3 protein-coding genes are annotated in these 20370 nt (G+C 70.0%); 2 read left to right on the top strand and 1 reads right to left on the bottom strand.

Annotated features, from left to right (window positions below; translation table 11 throughout):
* The first annotated feature begins 302 nt into the window (after positions 1 to 302).
* Both ACFC02_RS35460 and ACFC02_RS35455 read left to right on the top strand, forming a co-directional pair.
* Positions 303 to 18494, top strand: coding sequence for a hypothetical protein (locus ACFC02_RS35460; protein WP_376366169.1), 18192 nt, complete (start codon positions 303 to 305; stop codon positions 18492 to 18494).
* A gap of 46 nt (positions 18495 to 18540) precedes the next feature.
* Entirely contained in the window at positions 18541 to 19203 is a 663-nt protein-coding gene (locus tag ACFC02_RS35455; protein ID WP_376366167.1) for a type VII secretion system-associated protein, read from the top strand.
* A 227-nt stretch (positions 19204 to 19430) separates the two neighbouring features.
* Here ACFC02_RS35455 and ACFC02_RS35450 read toward each other — a convergent pair.
* The coding region (locus ACFC02_RS35450; RefSeq protein WP_376366165.1) for a transposase at positions 19431 to 20370 on the bottom strand (940 nt) is incomplete at its 5' end.

Here is a 20370-nt window from a genome sequence, read left to right as displayed (position 1 = left end):
CCACTCCCCACAACTCACAAACCCCGCCTGTGGGGGGCGTGGTTTTGTCTTAAACCCGCCCCCCCCCCCCCCCCCCCCCCCCCCCCCCCCCGCCGACGCCCTCGGCCGAGGAGCCCCAGCCCGCCCCGGCGGAGCGGAACAGCGGTGCCCACGCCCCACGGCCCGCGAGCCAAGAGGACCACGCCGAGCGGTTCGAGCACTCCGAAGAGCTGGCCGAGGCCCTGTCCGGGCCCCAGGCAAAGGCGATTGCCGAACATCTGGCGCAGGATCCCTCGCTGCTTCCGCTGCTGTGGTCCGGCGCGGTGAACTCGCGCACGATCGCGGCGACGACCACGGGCCTCTACTCCACGCACGGCACCCGCGGGTACTTCGAACTCCACCTTCCTCTGGCCACCGAACACCTGCTCGAGCACGAGATTCCGGCGCTTCAGCGGATGCTGGGCCCAGCCGGATTCCAGCAGCACTTCCGGAGCTATGTCTCGCAGCTCGACATGGTCCTCGACCCCGGGGTCTACGACGTGGTGATCAGGGAGCTCGAGGCCACGGCCAAGCACGCCTGGCGCAAGGTGGTCCACGGCCGGCTGACGGCATGGGACACGGCGAACGCCGAACGGGCGCAGCGCTTCGCCTCGTTCCGCCCGCACATGCCCAACACCTGGCACATGAGCAAAAATGTGCACTTCGCGGACACGGTGGAGAAGACCGGCTTCACCGAACTCGAACTCGGTGTGGTCACAAGACTGGCCGACCGGACGGGTATCCGGGAGAAGGGGGCCCCGACGATCAACAAGCCCCTGCACGCGCACCTGAACGGCGGCAGCGGCGGCGTCGCCTTCTTCTACGCGCTGGCCGACGACGGTCGCGTGGAAACCGTCGTGTACGCGAAGAGCACGGCCCGGGGTGGAGCAACCGGCAACGACTACCGGTGGAACGGCGCGGGCGACCTGATCGCCGGGCCGCCCAAGCTGGAGCACATCGCCAACAACCCTCACCTGCTGCGCTCCGAACAACTCGTGCTCCAGGTACGGCAGAACACCCTTGAGCAGCCGGGGGCGTCCGCGTCATGGGCACGCCTCCTCCCCCCTGCGACGACCGTCGAGACGACGGTCGTGGACCGGGCGCACCGGCTCGCCGCCGCCACCACCGAGTACCGGACGGCGCTCGACGCCCTGGCCGCCTCGGGCTCTTCCGCCCGGCCCGCCAAGGCCCTGCGCGCGCCGGCGACCGCGCTCGTGTCCGCCGTCCGGACGCTGCGCGATCTCGGCGCCGACGTCACCGCTGCCCGCGCCAAGGGCGCGTCCGGTGTCCCGGCGGCGGTTCGGTCCCTGCACGAGGGACTGCACCCGGCGGGGACGGGGTCCGACGGTGACCGGGCACCGGACGGCTCCGAGGCGACACTGCACATGGGCACCTTGATGACGGCCTGGGAGGCGGGCCAGGAACCTGCCGCGAGGGCGGTGGCCACGGCGCTGCGGGCTCCCGCGGAGACCGGGACCCCTGCCCCGGACCGTGAATCGGTGCGCACCGGCCTGCCCGGCGCGGGCCGCGAGGGGCCCGAACCCGGCGCCGAGATCCGTGCGGCGGTCAGGACGTACGGGCTTCAGGACCTGCCGCGTGAACTGGTCGCCACGGCCTACCAAACGTACAGCGGGCTGCGCCCCCAGCCCCTGCGCCTGGACCCGGTCGAGGATCGGCACGACCATGCAGAGCGGGGCGCGGACGTCCGCGCCCTCGTGGAATCGGTGCTGGCAGCACAGCACGACGACGCGGCCATAGCGGGCCTGGACGGCCTCCCCCCGCGTTCCGTGGAGGAGATCGTCGAGGCCGAAGCAGGACGCCTCGTGGCCCGGCGGGAGGGCTACCGGGACACGGTCTCGGCCTCAGACGTGCGCAGCGCGGCCGCGCTGCACGGCGACGCCGCGTTCCGTACGACGCTGACCTCCCTGGTCACCCGGCGGCTCCAGCAGTTCGAGTCGGGACCGCTGGAGGTCGATGCCGACACGCTCGTCGGCCTCTTCAAGGACCTGGCCCCCGGCGAACGCCGGACCCGGGACATCGAGGCGCTGGCGTCGTCCATCGCCACCGCCTACGCCGACACGTACGGCCTGGTACCCGCCGGCGGAGCAGAACGGCCCGCCCTATACGAGGAGTTCGGCCCGGCCGTCCTGCCCCGCAAGGTGAAGGAGCACGAGTACGACCCGGCCACCGTCGCGAACAGCGACAAGGACGCACGCCTCAGCCGGCTGAACCCGCTCTGGCACCGGCTGGAGGACTTCCCGCCGTCCCTGCTGGAGAATGTCGAGGGGCGATGGCTCTACACGGTGGACACCGAGGGTCAGGTGTTCATCGGCTCCGAGGACCTGGAGTCGGTCGCCGGCCACTCCGAGCTGCACCGGCTCTGGGAGGGCATGCGCGACAAGGACCCCGAACTCACCTGGAGCCGCTTCAAGAACTCCCTCGCGGACCTCGGCGTCCCCACCGTCGCGGCCGACTTCGAGCCCGGCACGGGGGTGACCCGCGTCGGCCGGAGCCGCGTGAGCGGTGAGCTGTTGCACAATCCGCTGACCGGACAGTGGGAGATCGACGCCTCCAGCCGCTACATGGGGCGCGAGGTGCGCCCGGGGTACGGCGACGAAGAGATCGGCGCCTGGCTACGCAACGCCGCCGCCAAGATGAGCGCGATCCTAGGCGTCCCGCTCGATGCGGTCGCTCCCGACGAGCCCCGGCTCGGCAAGCACGTGGGCGTGTCCGGCACCGGCACCGCCGAACTGGACGCGCGATTCGGCCCGTTGGCGGAACCGAAGAAGGTGAAGGGGGACGAGAGGGACCTTCACGGGGGCGACGTACGGGCCGTACGGCTCAACCCGCTCTGGCACCGGCTGGAGGACTTCGAACCTGCCTACCTGAAACGCACGAGCGGTGTCTGGCACTTCACCGTCGATGAGGACGGCGAGATCAACCTCGGCAGCGAGAGGCCGCTGAGCATCCTGTCCGACGAGGAGTGGAGCCGGCTCGCCGAAGGCATGATGGCGAAGGACTCGACCCTGACGGAGGATCTACTCAAGGAGGTTCTCACCCTCCAGGGCCACCCGACCGTCGTGGCGGGCTTCCCCGAGGACGGGAGGACGCTGCTCCGCCCGGCCCGCGTCTCCGGGGAACTGTCGTTCAACGCGGAGACCGACCGGTGGGAGGCCACCGACAAGTCGGGCCGTCACATGAGCGAGAAGGTGCGGCCCGGTCTGCGTCCGGACCAGGCACACCAGTGGCTGGCGTCCGTCGCCGACGTCATGACGGAGCGCTTGGGCGTCACCATCTCCCCGGTCCTCTTCAAGACCAGCCGGCCCGCCCCTCCCGCCACCGGACTGGCTTCCATCGACGAGGTGTCGGAGCCCGCCGAGAGCACGACGGACCGGCACGGACTGGGCCGTGCCCCCCGCGCGGACCTCGCCGACCTCCTCCTCGGCGTCGCGGACCAGCCGAACGCCGCCACCGCACCGCCCCACCGCCTCCTGGCCCAGGCCCTGCGCGAGCGGACGGGCGAGCTTTGGGCCCAGCACGGCACGGACGGCACCGTCCTGTCGCTCGACACCCGGCGGCTGGAGCAGAACGCCCTGCGGCAGATCGCGGGCTGGGCGGAAAACACTCTGCGTTCGGACCTGGAGCAGACCGGCACCGAACCCGACGCCGTGATCCGCGAACAGCTCGCCGCCTACGAGGCCTTCCGGTCCGCGCGCGGTCCGCTCACCGGCGACCCCGGGGCGCTGCTCGCCAGGGTCGTCGGTGACCTCGGCGCGGTCCGCGCGCTGATCGACACCGAGGGCAGCCTGCCGGCGCTGCGGCCCCCGGTCGTCCGCACACCGCGCGACCTCGCCTCGGTGGAGCACCTGCTGCACCGGCTCTCCGGTGAGCTGGGCACACGTCTGCGCCTGGACGTACGGCTCCCCGACGGCGTGTGGCACACCCGCTGGACGGATCCCGACGGACGCGTCCACGCCTTCGACCCGCTCGCCGAACGGGCTCCCGGAACGGCGGGGCTTTCCGCGCGGCGGGCGCAGGAAGCGGGTCTGCTCTCGCCCGAACAGCGGACTCTGGTCGACGACCTGGGCCTCGACGACCGGGAACTCGCCGAGATCTACCGGTCCTCCTGGCAGACGGGCCACACCTTCGACGAGGCGGTCCGGCTGGAGACCGCCAGCCGGCACGAGCGGCTGGCCGTCCTTGACCCGCGCCTGCCCGCGCTGCTCCCCCGGGTCCGGGCGGAACTGGCGGCCAGGGGCCTCGGGGAACCGTCGCGGGAGCCCGCCGGCACGACCGGCGAGGGGATCCCCGCGACGGGGACCGGTCCGCGCCATCCGCTGGCGGAGCTGCTCACCGTGGTCCGTACGCAGGTCTCACCGGAGCGGGAGACGCTTCTCCCGCTGGTGGACACCGCGACAGCCCTGCTCTCACCGGCCGCGGTACGGCCGGACTCCGCCGCGGCCGCGCCGGGGAACTGGCCGGCGATCAAGCGGCTGACGGACGAGTCGTCCTTCGTCCGCGGCGAGTTCGACACACGGGCCGAGGTCATCTGGCTGCCCGGCGCCGATCAGGCGATGCGGGAGCAGGTGGCCGGGTACTCGGACCCCCATCACGTCCTCGTGTTCACGCCCGCCGCGCGCCCGGACACCGCCGACGGGTTTGGTGTGCCCGTGGACCAGGTAGCGACGTTCCTGGCCGTTCAGGCCCCGGGCAAGACGCCGGTGCTGATGGCCGCGAACAGCGACGTCCTGGCCGTCCGCCTGGCGCGCCACCTGGGACGGCCGGTGATCGCAAGCCGTTTCGGGGTGACGGCGGACCCGGCCCGGGGCAGCCTGTCCGAGCGCCCCGACCCGGACGGCATCCGGCAGGACACCGGCCCGCGCCTGTACACCCCGGAGGAGGTACGGGGCGATGACCTTCCCCTCGACGCCGGCGTCGGCCAGGAGCTCCGGGTCGAGCCGTGGCAGGCCGCCGACGGCTCCCTGCCGGGCGACGGCGGTCCCACGCCGCGGAGTCTGGTGCTGGGCGACGCCATCGACATCGCGCCGGCGGTGCGGGCCACCGGTGTCCCCCGTTCGCAACTTCCGCACGTGGCACAGGTGGTGCGCCAGCTCCGCGACCTCGTGGAGGAGCAGGGCCTCACGGTCGAGGAGTCCGTGTGGACGCTCCTGCCGCACAGGCTGCTGAGCAACTACCGCTATCTGCTCTCCACCCCGGACGAGTCCTCGCTGCCGGGCTCGGAGCGGCGCGGCGGTCTGGTGGTGCCGCTCGGCCCGGCCGAGGCGCTGATCACCCTAAACCCGACCGCTCCGCGTACGGTGCCCGACCCCGCCGGGTCCTACGACCGCCCGCTGGCGGAGAACACCGGCCCCGACGCGCCGGGCGGGGCGCGGCCGGAGCCGGTGGCACAGCCGCCCCGGCTGGAGTCCATCCCGGAGGGTGGCGAGGGCACCTCCGAAGCGGCGGACGGCACCCCGGCACGGGACAACGCGGAGAGCAGGCCGCAGGAGCGCCTGTTCGGTACCCGGGAGGACTCCTCCCGGCGCTTCCGGGCCAACCAGACCATCAAGGGCACGTACTTCACCGGCGCGCACGCGCAGACCCACGCGGGCAACACCAGCGCCACCCGCCTCGGTGTGTCGGCGACGTACAACGTCGGTCTGCTCCCGATGGGGCCGAACGGCCTCTACGGCGGTCTCCGGCTCTCCGGCACCGCGAACGCGTCGTCGCGTTCCACCACGCACATCGCGGACGCCGAGGGCGGCCACATCGAGGTGAGCGACGCGGAGTCGAGGCTTCTCGCCTTCGAGGCCGAGTGGTCGGTGAAGCTCCGTACCGACCGGACGCAGCAGTGGGCGGACACACCGCCCACCGAGATCCGGACCACCGGCGACGAACGTCTGATGCTGTTCGTACCGGAGCACTATCTGAAGGATCCGGGCTTCCACGTGATGGCCACGGGTGAAGACGTCCTGCGGGACCGGCTTCCCCAGTGGCACTTCGCCTCCGGACTGACCGGGATGCCCACGCTGCTGGACATGGTCGTGAGCGGACTGGACAGCAGGGGCATCGAGCTGCCGCTCGGCTCGACAGGGCGCAACGAGCTGATCCAGAAACTGTGGAACCTCGACGCCCACCTCGACGAGGCCGTCAACAAGCCCAACGGCTACAGCTTCGAGATCAGGGCCGACGGCCGTACCGTGCTCGTCGAGCTGCAGTCGCAGCGCCTACCCGGTGCCGTGCCGGTGGGCGCGACGACGGACAAGGCGCCCGTGGAGAATGTGCGGACCGCCATCGACGGCGGGGGTGGCAGCCACACCCTGTCGCAGACCTCCGGTGTGACCCCGCTGGTCGCCGGCGCGAACCTCGGTCTCACGGACCATGTGACGGCCCTCAGTATCAGCACCGAGGTGGGGTTCAGCGGATCGACCTCCGACACCATCAGCTCCGGCCGGAATGGCCTGTGGGTGCTCGTCCCCCGTTTCGTCGGCTACACGGCGGCGTACGAGGTGGGATTCCAGCACACCGTACGCGTGACCCCGCGCGGCATGGACTCGGTGGAATCCGGTCCCGTGCGGGACCAGGGCCTGGTGCGTATGCCGGAGCCCGAGGCGTTCCGGCACGGATTCCCGGTCGTGGTGGAGGCACTCAAACCAGAGCACGCCGACAGGGCCGTGGAATCACCGGTCTCGGACAGCGGGTCGCCCGTCCACAGCATCCCCTACACCGACGACGCGCTGCGTCGCACCGGCCGCCGCGAGGGCGACTCCCTCGAACGCGCGCTGCCCTCCTACATCAAGGAGGGCAAGGGCATCGGCATGGGTCTGGTTGCACTCGCCCCGGGCACCGTCGAGTCGATCAGGGGCCAGCTCCACGACGAGCTCGTGCACCAGGGGTTCCTGCCGGCCGATTCCGCCACCGCGCTCTCCCAGTCCCACTGGTACTCGGACCACACCGAGCTGGAGAGCCTGCTGGACAACGTCAGGCTGTTCGACAAGCTGGTCTCCGACCGTGGCCTGGAATCGCATTACGACCAGGTCCACCAGAGCGGTCTGAGCTTCACGCTGTTCCGCAGGACCCGCCACTTCACCTCGGACGCGGCACGGGTCACGATCAAAGCCACCAGGTCCGAGGGCGACGCCGACACTTACAGGGGATCGACGGACAACTACGCCGCCGTCAACCTGGCCATGGGCATGGGCACCGCCGGCCAGGGCGTCGGCGGCAGCAGGCGGGCCTCGCTCTCCTTCCGCGTCAGAACGGCGCACGACCTGCTCAGGGGCGGTGCCCTCGGCATCGACCTCTTCCGCCAGGTCGGCGCCTCCCAGGAGGTCAGCTACCTGCACAACCGGCCCGAGCTGCTGGAGTACCGCGGGCTCCTGCATGAGCATGAGCTGTACAGCGACTACACGGTGACCGTGGAGTACGAGCACGGCGGCCTGCGGGGCATGGTGAACCCGGGCGCCCGCAACCCGGCCCCGATCACCCTGCACCGTCAGCAGGCGGTGACCCAGTTGCTGCCCCTCGGGGACGACAGCGACCCGGGCCTGCACCGGTCGGACCACACCTCACCGGATGTGCTCAAGCACGGTGTCGTCTTCTTCCTGGACGCCAGTGGCCTGCACGAGGCGGCGACCGGCATCACCGGCGACCTGACCGGACCGCAGGGCAACGCTGACCAGGAACTGCGGTCGTTCACCAGCACCATCCTGGTGCGCGCCTTCGCCAAGGAGATTTTCAACGGCCAGTACACCAGCGACCAGTTCTTCGACAGCGGGCTGATGCGGGACACCTTCGCCTCGGTCGACATCTCGGGCAACATGGGTGTCTCCCGGTTCGCGGGGGCCACGGACCACCCGTTCGTCCTGGGCGTCATTCACCTGGCCATGGGACAGGTGCGGTCGGCGGACACCCATGGGCGTGGTGTGGCCGTGCCCGCGGTTTCCGTCACCGCCGGCGGTCCGCTGAACACCGGCAGCCATGACCCCGGCTCGCTCCAGGGCGGCCTCGACATCAACCACTCGCGCCAGCACAACACGCGGGAGCAGGGCGGCCGGACCGGAGCGAAGGAATACATCCAGCTCGACTTCAACCGCGCCTACGCGTTCCGTACGACCGCGGACTTCGCCGTGCGCAGCAGACTGGAAAAGCACGGCAAGCTCATGCCGGCCGACCACGTCTCGGCGCAGGAGTCGGTCGGGGACAGAACGATGCTGTTCCTGGTGCCCGAACCGGAGGCGCTCGACCTGTACGGCCAAGGGGAGCTGCCTCTGCCCGACCGGCAGCTCAGTGACGTGCTCCACCGCTGGGGAGCGGAGGAGCTGACGCTGCGCGGGGACACCGTCGCGGCGGTGCTCACCCGGTGGGCCAAGGAAACCCCGCAGCTGCCGGCCGCCCTGTCGGACAGGCCGGGCACGTCCCGGGAGGAACTGGCCGAGCTCCTCGCCGGTCTGCACCGCGACGGTGCGCTCGTCATCCACGACGATGCCGTCCGGGACGCATTCGGCCGGCAGTTCGACCTCAGGTTGTCCGAGGCGCACGATCCCTACGCGGATCTCACCTTCCCCGAGTACCTGACCCGCGAGGACCCCAGCGGCCGCACACTCGGGCACAGCGGTGTGCGCGACTTGGTCCACCACGACGGCCGTACCACCTACGACATCGTCCGCACTCACGTGGACAAGGTCGCTCCGGGCCTGTTCTCCCAGGCTGAGGTGTGGGTCGGGGACGGTCGGCGGATCGGCCGGATGCAGGGCGGCGTGAACACCTTGCAGGCCCTCCTCGCCAAGGGCCGTGACCTCTCCTTCATGGACGACCTGCTGCACCGCGAGGGCTGGAAGCTCTACTTCGTCAGCCCGGAGCGTGGCAGGTGGGGCTGGCTTCTCGCCGGCGTCGTCGAAGTCGAGATGAAGTCCCTCCTGACGTCCGCGCCACGGGTGATCGACTTCATCCCGCGCACCGGTCTGGAGAACTACGGCCACAACTACCGGGAGAACTGGAGCGGCGTCTCGCACGACCGAGGGGCGTCCGCCAACCTGGCACGTCTGGGCGGCGGCGAGAGCCACAGCTCGCACGGTGCCCGGCTCGGCGTCGGCACGGGACTGCACCAGGGCGTGACCCGCGCCGAGACGGCCACCGCCGAACAGACCGTGTACGACTGGACCGGTCACTACCGGGTGGAGGTGGACGAGTCCTTCACCGTGAACGTGCGGCGCCTCGACATGGCCCGCCGACCGCTCAACAACTTCGTGACGGCGCTGCTCCACCACGACGACCCCGTCGGCCCCGAGGGGTCGGGCGAGACCGTGCCCGGCGTCTTGGAACTCCAGATCCCGCGCGGACTGGCGGAGCACAAGCCTTTCTTCGGCCCGCGGCCCGCTCCGGATCTGCGGCCGCTGCCCGAGCTGCCCAACGACGCGTACATCAGCGGCGCCATGGTGGACGACGCGCTGCCCGCGGTACGGGAACTGCTCGTGCGGATGTTCGGAAAGAACGCCGACGGTCTGACCACCCGGACCGCGCTGCCCGTCAGCCAGCTCTTCAGCCGTACCCAGATAGGCAACCACCTGCGGGACGCGGTGGTGGGCAAGCGGGATCTCCTCGACGCGAACCTGTTCGTGCCGGGCGACTCCCGCAGGCGGGCCCGTCTCTGGCTCACCGGCGACCTATTCGACTTCGAGGTCATCGGTCCCGTGCAGAACACGGGTGCGGGCCGCTACAGCAAGCACCAGAGCGGCACCTCGCACAGCTCCTCCCAGGACAAGCCGCGTCTCACGGAGGCGCTGAGCGACTCGGGCGCCGACACGCTGCACGTGGGTGAGAACCGCGTGAACACCATGACGCCCGGGACGGACACCGAGCAGTCCCGCACCACCGGTGCCTCCGGTTCCGCGACGGGCACGGAGAACTACCGCCGTGAGGAACACGTCAAGCAGCAGGGCCCCGTCCTCCTCACCCGGCTGCGCTTCCGCGGACAGTTGCTGGGCGAACGCTTCAACCGCCATCTGTTCCGTTCGGACACCGCGAAAGGCGAGTACCGCAGCCGGACGTTCACCGGTGACGTGTACGCGGAGGTGTTCGAGGGCGAAGTGGCCGAACTCCAGCGCCGGTTCGCCGCCTCCGAGCACCTCGCGGACACCGAGCTCGCCCCCTGGTGGGAGCTGCGGGCCGCCCAGGACTTCGCACCCGAGGACGTCCATGCCCTCGACCTCACCGACCTGATCGTGGACGCGGCCCGGCTGCCGCACGCGACCCCGCCTCGTATGCACGAACTGATCGCGGACTCCGTACGGCAGGCCGAGGGGGGAGTGCCCCGGCACATGCTCCTCTCCTTCGACCAGGAAGCGCTGCACAGGCGCGCGCTGGCCGAGACCTACCGCTGGGCCGTCCAGACGCTCACCCCGCTGGTCGGGGAGGCCCGGTCCACCGACCCGACCTTCGAGGAACCGCGGTTCCTCGGCCGCTACCGGAACTACCTGGCGGCCGACCCCTCCGGGCTGGCGCCACGGGCCGGCGAGTCGTTCGAGGAGACCGTCACCGACGTCATCCGTCGGGTCAACGAGGCGCGCGAGCAGATCAGCGGCGACGCACGGCTCGGTCCGGTGGAACTGCCCGCTCTCCTGGGCGCGGTGGCCCTGGACCATCACCAGTTGCTCCGGGGCGTCGCACAGGAACTGGGCACGCACCTGAGGGCCGATCTCACCCTCGCAGGCAGCACCCGCCAGGTGTCCCGCTGGGTGGAGCCCTCCGGACGGATCCACGTCTTCGACCCTCTCACCCCCGCGACCGCCGGCCCCGACGGACTGACCTCCGCGCAGGCCGAGAACGCGGGCCTGGTGACTCCCCAGGAGCGCGCGGCGGCGGACCTCCTGGGCCTCGACGACCAGGAGTGGGGCGCGCTCTACGGCACCGCGACCAGGACCGGGGCGAACTTCGCCGAGCTCCTGCGCGAGGAGGTCGACAGCCGTCGTGCCACGCTCGCCTCCGTCGATCCGACGCTCCTGGACGCCCTGGACCGTACGCCGGACGAAGTGCGCCCCGAGGACAGCGGGGAGGCCCTCGAAACCCTCCGGGACCTGGCCCGCGGCCTGCCCTTCTCACGGTCGGGACGGGACGAGGCGGCGCAGTTCGTACTGGACCGGTTGCTGCCGGAACAGACCGTGGCCGGTGACGACGCACAGACGCACGACGCCGTACCGGCCCAGGAAGCCGACACGGCCCCTCCCGCACAGGAGACCCTCAGCCTCGCGGACCGTACGGCCATGGCGTTGCTGGCCGGCCCACCTCACGCCTCCGACCCAGCCCCCGCGGACGGCGACTCGTTCGCCGTGGCCGATGGAACGGCGACACCGCGGCCGACCACGCCTCACCAGGTTCCGGTGGAACCGACCGCGTACTCGTCCGACAGCCCGGCGGACCGGACACCGCCGACACGACTCGCCGAGCGCTCCTCTGCTGATGGTGTGGAAACAGGTGACAGCGACGTAGCGGCCGATGGCACAGGTCCCGACGACATGGCGCGGGCCTCGGCTGTCTTCGATGTCCTCACCCGGTCGAACACGGAAGCGGCTGTCGCGCCGCCTCGTGACCACACGCGTGCCCTTGATTCCGGCGCCGACTACCCCCTGAGCTCAGTGCCTTCCTGGGAGAGGCAGTCCGCTGCCTTCGGCGGGCACGTGGCAACGGCACAGCCCTACGCCCAGTCGATCAGCAGTCACGGCAGATCCCAGCCCGGCCTCGACTACCGCACGGACCGGCACGGCCGTATGCAGACACCCGTCACCGGGCTGATCACCGCCGAGTTCACCACCTACACCGGAACCGTCCCGGCTGAGGCACCCCCCGGCATCCGCGGCGCCAGCGCACCCTGGAACCACACGGGCCAGACCCCGTTCTTCGTGGCAGCCGACCTCGGCCCCCACGGCGTCACCATGAGCACCCCCCAGGGCCTGCGCGCCTACACCGCCGAACAGTTCGCCGACCACCTCGCCGCGGACACGGCCCTCGCCACACACCCGGCCGGGCCGATCGTCCTGCTCATCCCCCACGCCGCCGCCAACGGCATGTACCTGCCCCGCATCATCGCCGCCCGCACCGGACGCACCGTCTGGGCACCCGACGGCGCACTCGCACTCATCCCCCAGGCCACCCAAGGACTCCACCCCGACGGCCGGGGCATGAACACCTGGATCGTCGTCAGTCGGCCCGACCTCAACACACCCCCCAGCCGCTGGCTCGGAAGCACCCCCGACATCCTCGCCGACAACCCCGACGGCGAACCCCACCACCAACTCCCCACCCTCGACGGCCACGTCCAGGCCTCCGAACTGGCCAGCTACACCCTCGTCGACGAAAACGGCACCCACCTCGGCCGAGCCGGCTTCTCACCCTCCGACTTCCTCGTACGACTGCCGGGCTTCATGAAACTGAACGAGCAGACGACATACGGCATCGGTAAGACACGCCGGGACAGCAGCAGCGGAATGATCATGATGGACGCCACAGACAACGTGGAGTTCCGCCTCTCCTGGAAGGACGGCAGGCAGGGAACAGACCCCTACATCGAAACGAGGCACGGGACGAATCAATACGTCGAGGCCTACGACGTACGCGGCAACCGCCACCGACTGACCGGTGCCGGACTCGGCCAGATGCTGAAACGACGCCCCAGCCTCCAGTTCAACCGCAACCGCGAAATCGTCCTCGTCATCTGCAATGCCGGAACTCCCGACCCCGACGGCGTGATCATCGGCCAGCAGGTCGCCGACACCACCGGACGCACCGTCCACGCACCCGCAGGCATCACCAGCACCGACCTGGCCCTGGTGGAAGTCGGCGACTGGCACACCTTCCACCCCCGCACCGAAACCCAGCCCCAGCGCGAGCTGCCACCATCACCCCGACCCCCACGCCCCCTGCCACAACCACCCCGCAGCCTTCCCCTACCACCACAAGCTCGTCCCCGACCCCCCGCCGACGTACCCGGCGCCGGCCACCCCGTGAACTCGGCGCCTTCCCGGGACTGGCGCATGCCCGGGACCAGCAGCGGTCACGGCATCTCCACGAGCCAGCCCGCCGCTTTCGGCGGCCACGTGGTGGCTGCCGCGCAGCCCTACACCCAGTCGATCAGCAGCCACGGCGGAACCCAGCCCGGCCTCGATTACCGCACGGACCGGCACGGCCGTATGCAGGCACCCCTCACCGGACTGATCACCGCCGAGTTCGCCACATACGCCGGAACCGTCCCGGCTGAGGCACCCCCCGGCATCCGCGGCATCGGCGCACCCTGGAACCACACGGGCCAGACCCCGTTCTTCGTGGCAGCCGACCTCGGCCCCCTCGGCGTCACCATGAGCACCCCCCAGGGCCTGCGCGCCTACACCGCCGAACAGTTCGCCGACCACCTCGCCGCGGACACGGCCCTCGCCACACACCCGGCCGGGCCGATCGTCCTGCTCATCCCCCACGCCGCCGCCAACGGCATGTACCTGCCCCGCATCATCGCCGCCCGCACCGGACGCACCGTCTGGGCACCCGACGGCGCACTCGCACTCATCCCCCAGGCCACCCAAGGACTCCACCCCGACGGCCGGGGCATGAACACCTGGATCGTCGTCAGTCGGCCCGACCTCAACACACCCCCCAGCCGCTGGCTCGGAAGCACCCCCGACATCCTCGCCGACAACCCCGACGGCGAACCCCACCACCAACTCCCCACCCTCGACGGCCACGTCCAGGCCTCCGAACTGGCCAGCTACACCCTCGTCGACGAGAACGGCACCCACCTCGGCCGAGCCGGCTTCTCACCCTCCGGTTTGCTCAAGCGGATACCCGGCTTCAGAAACCTGGACAAAAAAACGGAATACCGCACCGCCGTTTACCGCCGGGACAGCAGCGGAAAAATTGTTCTGCGCATAACAGACGACGCGCCGCAGTCATTCCCCTGGAAGAAAAACGAGAATAAAGGCACCCCTTACTACGTCGAAAAGGACGGGACCGGCGCATACGTCGAGAGCTACGACAAAAACGGCAACCTCCACCGACTGGCCGGTGAAGGACTCGGTCATATGTTGAAACGGCGGCCCAGCCTTCAGTTCAACCGTAACCGGGAAATCGTCCTCGTCATCTGCAAGAGCGGATCTCCCGGCCCTGACGGCGTGATCATCGGCCAGCAGGTCGCCGACATCACCGGACGCACCGTCTACGCGCCCTCGGGAGTAGTCGGCGCCGATCTGGCTCTGACGGAACCCGGCGGCTGGCAGACCTTCCGCCCCCGCACCGGGCCCCGACCCCAGACCCACCGCCCTCTCCCACAACCACCCCCGCGCCCGCTGCCACAACCACAGCGCAGCCTCCCCCAGCCACCACAAGCCCGCCCCCGACCCCCCGCCTACGGACCCGGCACCGGCTACCCCGTGAACTCAGCACCTTCCCGGAACTGGCACATGCCCGCCGTCGGCAACGACGGTCCCAGCGCCTCCGCTGGACAGCTCGACGTCTTCGGCGGCCACATGGCGACAGCACAGCCTTACACCCAGCCGATCGGTGACCACGAAGGAAACGACGCCGGCCTCGACTACCGCACAGACCGGAACGGTGAGACGCAGGAACCCGTCACCGGACTGATCACCTCCGGGTTCGTCACTCTCCGCGGAGCCGTCCCGCCCTTGGCGCCTCCCGGGATCCCTAGCGTCGACGCACCCTGGGTGCGCCCGGGCCAGACCCCGTTCTTCATAGCCGCCAGACTCAGCCCCCGCGGCGGCGTCCGGACCGCCACCCCTCACGGCCGGCTCATCTACAGCCCCGAGGAGTTCGCCGACCACCTCGCCGCGGACACGACCCTCGCCGCGCACCCCGCCGGGCCGATCGTCCTGCTCATCCCCCACGCCGCCGCCAACGGCATGTACCTGCCCCGCATCATCGCCGCCCGCACCGGACGCGCCGTATGGGCACCCGACGGCGGCCTCGCACTCGTCCCCCAGGCCACCCAAGGAGTCCAGCCCGACGGCCGGGGCCTGAACACCTTGATCGTCCTCCGCCGGCCCAACGCCGACATACCCTTGAGTCGCTGGCTCGAAAGCACCCCCGACATCCTCGCCGACAACCCCCACGGCGAACCCCACTACCGGATCCGCACACTCGACGGACACGTAGAAGCCCCCGAAATCGCCAGCTACACCATCGTCGACGAGAACGGAATCCACCTCGGCCGAGCCATTTTCTCACCCTCTGAATTGATCAAACGAATATCCGGCTTTCCTGATCTGGACAAACAAACAGGGTACTTCACCGCCGAGAAATTCCAGGAGAGCGACGGAAGCACCTCATTGATCCAGACAGGCGACGTGGAGAATCCTCATCCCTGGAAGGTAGACGGGAACGGAGCCCGCCCCTACTACGCCAACCTGCACGGGGCGAACACACATGTCATTGTCAGCGACCGCCACGGCATCCCCCACAACGCAACCGGTGACGGACTCGGCCACCTGCTGAAACGGCGGCCCAGCCTGCAACTGGACCGCAACCGGGAAATCGTCCTCGTCATCTGCAATTCCGGAACTCCCGGCCCCGACGGCGTGATCATCGGCCAGCAGGTCGCCGACGTCACCGGACGCACCGTCCACGCCCCGGTAGGAAAGATCGGCGCCGATCTGACCATGTTGGAAGCCGGCGGCTGGCGCACCTTCCATCCCCGCACCGCAGCCCAACCCCAGCGCCGGCTGCCACAACCACCCCGCTCTCTCCCCCAACCACCACAAGCCCGCCCCCGACCTCACACCGACGCACCCGGCACCCCTGCGAACTCAGCACCCGCCCGGGACTGGCGCATGCCCGGGACACGGCCGACCCTGGCGTCCGGCCCGAGCCCGAGTCTCACCGAAGCGTCGCGGCCGTCCGAGGCGGCTCTGGACGCAGCGGTCCTCAGCCAGTGGGTGGTCGGCCGCGACTCAGTGACCGTCGGTGTGGACTACCGCCATCACGGCGACGGCCGGTTGGCCGACCGGATGGGCTCGCCGATCACAGAGGAGTTCCTTCTCTACGACTCCCCGCGGCTGCCGTACGAGGTGCCTGCGGAAGTCACCTGGGGCCGCCCGGCTCCCTGGGGTACGGACATGCCGGTCATGGTGATCGCCGATCGCTCCGCGTCCGGCGTGAAGGTGACCTCACGCGGAGTACAGCGGGATCTCTCCTTCGTGAAGTTCGCCGAGCACGTGCGCAAGGTCATCGAGTTCGGGGCCTTCCCCACGGAAGCTCCGATCGTTCTCGTCATGCCCTACGCCGCGGCCGGGCGGATGGAACTGCCTCGCACCCTGGCAGCTGTCACCGGCAGGGATGTGTGGGCCGGCGACGGTCCCATGGCACTCGTGAGCCAAGAAGGTGACCATCGTGCGCCCAGGACATGGATCGTGCAGCACGCACCCACCGGTGTCGCCGTCAGCCGCTGGATCGTCAGTCGGCCAGGCGCTCTGAGCCCGTTCGCCGAACGGCCCGAGCGCATCCGCCTGACCGCCATCACCGGAGAATCCTTCCCGGCTTCGCAGATCTTGACCCACGTGCTCGTCAACGAGAGCGGGGAGCCCATCGGCCAAGCTGTCGAGACTCACAGGAGTTGGCTTCAGACCGGGTCGGAATCGCGCGAACTGACCACCGCGAGGAGCTGCCAAACAGGCACCACAGACACCTCCGAACAGGGCAACCCCGCGCTGGTAGCCGGCCCCGACGTACCGTCCCGTCCTCTTCCCTGGGTCCAGGCGGGTGAGCAATTCACTCCGTACTTTTTCACGGCCCACGGCGCCAAGGACGAGATCGACATGGTCATACACCCCGGTCAGGTCCTGCGCATGCCGCCCGAGCAAGTGGCTCGTGTGCTCGCCGAGGTTCCCCTGGTCACGGGACGGCCGTACGCCTCCATCGTCCTGATCGTGTGCTACAGCGGCTACGGTGGAAACGATCCGTACAGCAGTCCCGCCCAGCAGGTGGCCAACATCACCGGCCGTACGGTGCACGCACCGTGGACGGCTGTGACCAACGCCCTGACCCTGGTCGAGGGCGTGGCCGGCCAGGATGGCCAGTGGTTCACGTATCACCCCCGGCAAGCAGCCCCCCGCCCCTGGATCGGCCACCCCCGGCAGCCGCTCCCTCCGCAAGGGTCCGTCGCCGCGCCTTCCCGGGGCTACGTCCGGTCCGGTACCGGTCACTCCGGCGGCTGGGCTGCAAGCGCCTCGCACTCCGGGCCTTCCGCGTTCTCCGGACATGCTCCGACCGCGGCGGTCAACAGCCAGTGGATCCGTGGTCATGGTTCGGCGATCGTCGGACTGGACTATCGTCACGACCCCCAAGGACGTCTGGTCCCCTGGGCGCGCCCGCCGCTCACGACGGACGTCATCACCTGGACAGAAGAGCGGCTGGACCCCGTACTTCCGTCCGACCCGTACGGCGTGGAACCGGCGCCATGGGGCGATGAGGTTCCACCGATCATCGTCGCTGCCGACCGCCGGCTGCACACCGTGGCGGTGGCCTCTCCCGGAGGGCCGCGGGAACTGTCCTTCGAGGGATTCGCGCAGCACGTGCAGAACGCCGTCTCCGCACATGCCTTCCCCGAAGACGCACCCATCGTCCTCGTCATGCCGTACGCGGCGGACGGGCGTATGGAACTGCCACGTATGCTGGCGGACATCACCGGTAGGGAGGTCTGGGCCAGCGACGGGCCCATCACGTTCCGGCCGGAGGGAGGCCAGCGCACCTGGATCGTCCTGCACGCGGCCGAGGGCGTCACCGTCAGCCGCTGGATCCTCAGTCGGCCAGGTGCCCTCAGTGCCTCGACCGAGCAGCCGGAGCGCCTCCACCTGGCCGCCATCGACGGCACCAGGTTCCGGCTCTCGGACGTCGTGACCCGCCCCGTCATCAATCTCCAGGGTGAACCCATAGGAGAATTCCTGGACAGTCCGCGCGAATGGCCCTGGAAGGAGCCGGTAACCCGCTGGGCGAGCCAGGAAAGGACCTATCGGGCAGGCGAAGCGTACCGGCTCCCGAATGGAGATTTCCGGGTCAGGCCCCGTGAGGACTCCCCCACGTGGGAGCTGCCGTGGGTCCGCGAAAGGTCCACGCCCTACTTCCTCTTCGCCCACGGTGACAGGGACATCGCCCAGTTCTCCTACCGTGGGGGCCAGGACCTGATGGTGAACGGCCCGGTGTTCAGCCAGGCGCTCGCCCAGGTACCGCTGATCACCAGGCGACCGGACGCGTCGATCGTCCTTGTCATGTGCGAGACCGCTCTCGGCCCCGAGGGCAACCCGTACACCGGTCTTGCGCAGCACGTCGCCAACATCACCCAGCGCACCGTGCACGCTCCCATAGGACAGGTGGGAGCCGCGGTGAACGTCGTATCGGGACCGATCGACGCACCGGCAGGCCTCTGGCTCACCTTCCGCCCCCGGCCGGACCTCTCCTGGTCCGCGAGCGGGCACCCCCAGTGACCATAACCTCACGATGAACGACGACAACCAAGAAAGTGATACGCCGATGAGCAGCACGACGCCCAGCCCCCAGGATGAAGCGAACCCGCTTTCCAACATCCCCGAAGAACTCCGCGAAGCCGCGAAGGCCGCACCCGACCACTGGCTCGGCATGGTCGACCCCGGCTGGCGCGGTGAGGGCGCGCCCCCACGCTGGACCGTGGCGGGCGAGTACCGCTCCAGCCCCGAGGGCGAAGTGGTGGAATGGCGGGACAACGAGGAGTACCGGCCCTCGCCCCTGGCGCTCGGCTGGCCCAAACCGACCGATCCCGTGGACGAAGCCGTGCAGCTGGCGGCCACCGGCTGGGGCCCTCCGGAGGAGGTGCCCCAGCGGCTGGCAGGAACGATCGTGGGCATATGGCTGGCAGCCGACGGGACTCCGCTGCGCACCCGGACACCGGACGGCACAGCAATTGTCCCTGTCTTCACCTCCGGCGACCAGTTGCAGGCCGCGAGCCAGTTCGCCACCAGCACCATCGCGGTGCAGGAACTGGCCGATCTGCTGACCGCGGACGAGCAGTTCTACCTCAACCCGCTCGGTGCCATCGCCATGGTCGTCGCTCCCGAAGCCGTCCTCGCGGCGGCAACCGACAGCGTGGAGGGTGGCAGCGAGGAGGCGGCAACGACGATGCCAAGCACCTCCGCCGAGGGATCCCCTATTACGGCGTAATAGGAACCCCGGGGGCCCAGCGCTCACCAAAAATCAGATACGTATGTGAAGTACCAACACGTTAGCCTCGATCTTGCGTGACGGTCCGCCGATGAAGTCGGTGGACCGTTTTCGTTCTGAGGGGTGAAGTTGGGGAGGCTGCGGGCCCGAGTGTCGTCTCGGGTGGACGCCGGGTTCCACTGCTCCGGCTGGAGGATTTCTCTCGCAGAGACGGATGGATCCGCTGGTCAGCCGGGGTTCGGCAGGAGCGCGAGCCGTTCGAGGGCGTCGGTGATGTGGCTGGTGAAGGGCCAGTGCTTCGCGAGGCGGAGGATCCGCCGGCGGCCGGTGGTCGCCAGATGTCCCGCGGTGGCGAACAGGCGGAGTCGCAGGCGTCGGGGTTCCCAGAGTCTCGCCTTGCCGGTCAGAGCGAGCATCGGCATCCAGGCCAGCAGGTCGAGAGCGATCTGCACGGTCTCCAGCCAGATCCGGTTCTGGGCGGTGCGGTGCAGAGGGAGATTCCGCAGGCCGGTGGCCCGGGCGGCCCGGATCCGGTCCTCCGCGCGTGCCCGCAGCCGGTGGCGGAGTTCGAGCTCGGCGATCGGCCGGCCGGCGGTGTTGGTGGCGAAGCAGGTCAGCCGCATGCCGTCGGCGTCGGTGAAGCGCAACTGTGCACCGGGGTGCGGCCGTTCCTTCCTGACGATCAGCCGCATGCCCTTGGGCCAGCCGTGAAGGAGGACGTCGCCGGTGAGTTCGGCGACCCAGGCGCCGTCTCGGATCTCGCCGTCCGCCTCGACGGCCGCCGTCCAGGCCGAGGCCGGAATGCGCAGGACATGCTGGTGGATCGCATCGGTGATCACCATGCCGACCGAGTAGGACAGCCATCTCCCACGTTGGGCAAGCCAGGTCACGAAGTCGTGAGTGCCGCCCGCGGAGTCGGTGCGGACCAAGGTCCGGCGCCCGCGCCGGTACTTCTTCGGCAGCTGGACCAGGGCCAGCTGGGCGGCGGTGATGTGGTCGGATGCGGTGTTGTCGGGTAGCCCCGGCGCATTACTGCGCCGGGGCCCCCTCAGAACCGTGCTTGCCCGCTTTCCAGGGTCTTCAAAGTTGAGCGGTGCGGAGGTGTCCGCGGGCTCGGCGGGTGGTGACGCAGCGTGTGCGTAGGCGCTGGTTCGTAGCGTTGCGGAA

The sequence above is a fragment of the Streptomyces sp. NPDC056160 genome (genome assembly GCF_042268205.1).
Taxonomy (GTDB): domain Bacteria; phylum Actinomycetota; class Actinomycetes; order Streptomycetales; family Streptomycetaceae; genus Streptomyces.
This window is presented reverse-complemented; position numbering and strand designations above follow the sequence as displayed.